Source organism: Skermanella stibiiresistens SB22 (assembly GCF_000576635.1).
Taxonomy (GTDB): Bacteria; Pseudomonadota; Alphaproteobacteria; order Azospirillales; family Azospirillaceae; genus Skermanella; species Skermanella stibiiresistens.
The window spans coordinates 1-2,803 of record NZ_AVFL01000088.1 but is presented as its reverse complement, the minus strand read 5'-3'; the positions used below and the strand labels follow the sequence as shown (position 1 = coordinate 2,803).

1 protein-coding gene is annotated in these 2,803 nt (G+C 62.8%); it reads right to left on the bottom strand.

Going from position 1 to position 2,803, the window contains the following annotated elements:
- Positions 1 to 236: 236 nt before the first annotated feature.
- Entirely contained in the window at positions 237 to 2,426 is a 2,190-nt protein-coding gene (locus N825_RS35510) for a DUF4214 domain-containing protein (RefSeq protein WP_198039087.1), read from the bottom strand.
- Between the last annotated feature and the right edge of the window lie 377 nt (positions 2,427 to 2,803).

The window sequence follows — 2,803 nt, the reverse complement described above, 5'->3', positions numbered from 1 at the left end:
CGTCAAGCTCGCCCAGTTCTGGCCTCTCGCCCAACAACTTGACGATGCCCGGCGGGCTTGTCGTCAGCGACGGCTCCGGCGCCGTGCGCGGAAGCTGTTCCCCTCACAGTCCTTCGAGTGGCGGCGCCGCGGATCGACGCCCTTCAACGAGAGGGAGGGCGAGCTCGCGAGGCTCGCGTGCCGCCCTCCCCCCGACGCGGTGAGCCGCCGACACCCCGCCGTTCGCGGTCTCGCCCCTAGATCACCCAGACGCCATCGTCGATGACCGGAGAAAGCTTGGCGATGTGCTCCGGGGAGTCGGAGAAGCCCAGCACCACATCGGCCCGTGACAATCCGCCCCGCATCCCGCCATTCCAGGCATCGATCCCGCCGGGGTCCCCTTCCCTGTCCAGGACGTTCCGGTAGAGTTGCTGGATGAAGGCCGTGTCATCCAGATTGCCGTATTTCCCCTGGAATTCGGGAGAGCCCATGAAACCGTCGGCCATCTGCCGGAGTTGCATGCCGGCCTCCGCCGCCCCGCGCCAGTTCAGGAGCCCCGCGGCGTCCGGTGCCCGGTCGAGGGTGGCGTAGTAGAGCCTCGCGATCCCGGACGTGATGTCATCCTGAAGCCAGAACCCTTGATCGACACCGCTCCTGGTCAGATTGACGTGCTCGGCGGACTCCGAGAAGCCAGCGAGAACGTCCGCGCGGGCCACTCCGCCATCAAGGGCGGCCTTCCAGTTCGCCAGGCCTTCGGGTTCGGGTGCTCGGTCCAGGACATTGTCGTAGAGCAGTGTGGCGAACCCCGCGTTGTCGAGGCCGCCGTACTTGGCCTGGAACTCGGGCGAGTCCATGAAACCGCCCGCGACCGTTCCAAGTGAAACTCCCGCCTCCAGGGCGCCGACCCAGGCGTTCAGCCCCGATGTATCCGGCGCCCGGTCCAGCGCGGAGTCGTAAAGGCGGTATATCTGTGCCGCCCGCCCACCGATATCCGAGTCCAGGGTTCCGTCAACGAAGCCGAGTTGCTCGAAGCCGGTCAGGATGTCGTTTCCGTCGGCCCCGGAAACCCTGGTGATGGCTCCGTCGCGCGTCACCGACGTCTGCGTTCGGAGCGATTGGAACACCGCCAGATCGACCAAGCCCTGTCCGTGCATGGTGTCATCGCCGGCGCCGCCGCGGAAGACGTCGCGCCCGGAGCCGCCGGCGAAGACGTCCGTCTTGGAGCCGCCGGACACGACCTTGCCATCCTCCGCCATGACGATCTCGAAGGAATTGGTTTCCCGGACCAGATAACTGACCCTGCCCACGACATCGGCCCCCGGCGCCCCGAGGTGATCGGCGGCGTCCTTCAGGAAGCCTGTCGAGTTCTCGTCCAGTCTCCTGAGGATTTCCTCTGACGATATGTTGTCGAATCTCTTCAACGCATCGGTCAGGATATCGATGTTCCGCGAGGTGAAATTCTTGACCAGGTCGTATGTCTCGTAAACATCCTTGACGGCCTGACCGAGCTTGGGAACGCCGATGCGGTCACCGATGCGATCGAACAAGTTCGTCGCCACGGCCCAGGACGTTTCGGCCACCTGCTCGTTGAAGGCATCCTTCGCCTCCCCCTTCACCCACCTCACCGCTTCCTGGATTCCCTCGGTCCCCTTGATGCCCCACTTGCCCGATGGCTCGATGTCGTAGTTGGGACTGACGAACATCCCGGGATCTCCACCCCGATCCGGCGTCCATCGGGCCTGCTCGGGGGTGATGGCCTCGGAGGGAATTCGGGGATCGAGGGGCGGGACGGGCTGGACAGGAGGCGGGGGAGGAACGGGTACGGATGGATCGACCGGACCCAGACGCGCGTCCAGGTCGATCGTCTGCAGCCAGCCTCCCCAGACCTGGCCGCGGTATCCATCCGGATCCTCGGTGGTGACGAGAAACCTGGCTTCCGGGGGCGTGACGGCCTGCCCGAAGTAGTTCGTGATGGGAAGGCGCGACGCGGTGACCTCGATGAACAGCGTATCGGTGTAGGTGAATGTGTCCGTCTCCGGCTTTCCCGTCACGGGATCGTAGCCTTGAATGGAGAAGGCGGCGCCGGGCCTGATGCTGGATACGATCGCCTGCTGGAAGGTGGCGGGAAAACCGAATTTTGGCGGATACTGTTGATTTATGATATCCTCGACCGTCACCACGCTGACGCCGGCCGACGGGAATATGTCATCGATGAATGTCGTCGATAGTTCCTCGGTATCTGGTTTCGCCGACCCGTCCGAGGAGGTTCCTCCCGATATGTACAATTGCTTGACGGACCTGATGCTGGCGAAGCTTTCCTGGAAAACCTGACCCTGGGGGCCCTCCCCCGCGGATGAGAATAGCTTGCTGCTCCCTATCGCGAGATCCGGCAGGACCGATATCCTGGTTCCACTCGTGACGCCGTCGAGACGATACGTTATCGTCACTTCTTCGGCGCTCGTCACAGTCTCAGTCACCGTTCCGGAAAGGATCTTGGAACTTGGGAGCGCCATTACATCGCCTTTTATTTGGTTACTTCCCGCTTTTATCCCATGGCGGAGGCAAGACATAAGTATAAATGTGATTAATTATTTGGTGGTAGATATTTCAATTTCGCGTTAAATGGCATCCTCGCCTCCTGGGGACATGGGCGGCCGTGGTGCATGTAGGTCGAAGAGCACGGACTTCTGCCCTGGTTCGTTGATCATCAGGCGGCGCGGACAGACTCTGGGCGTCCGAGGTCGAGCATTCGGGGGCAGAAGGCCCATCCGTGCGGGCATCGTCAAGTTGTTGGGCGAGAGGCCAGAACTGGGCGAGCTTGACG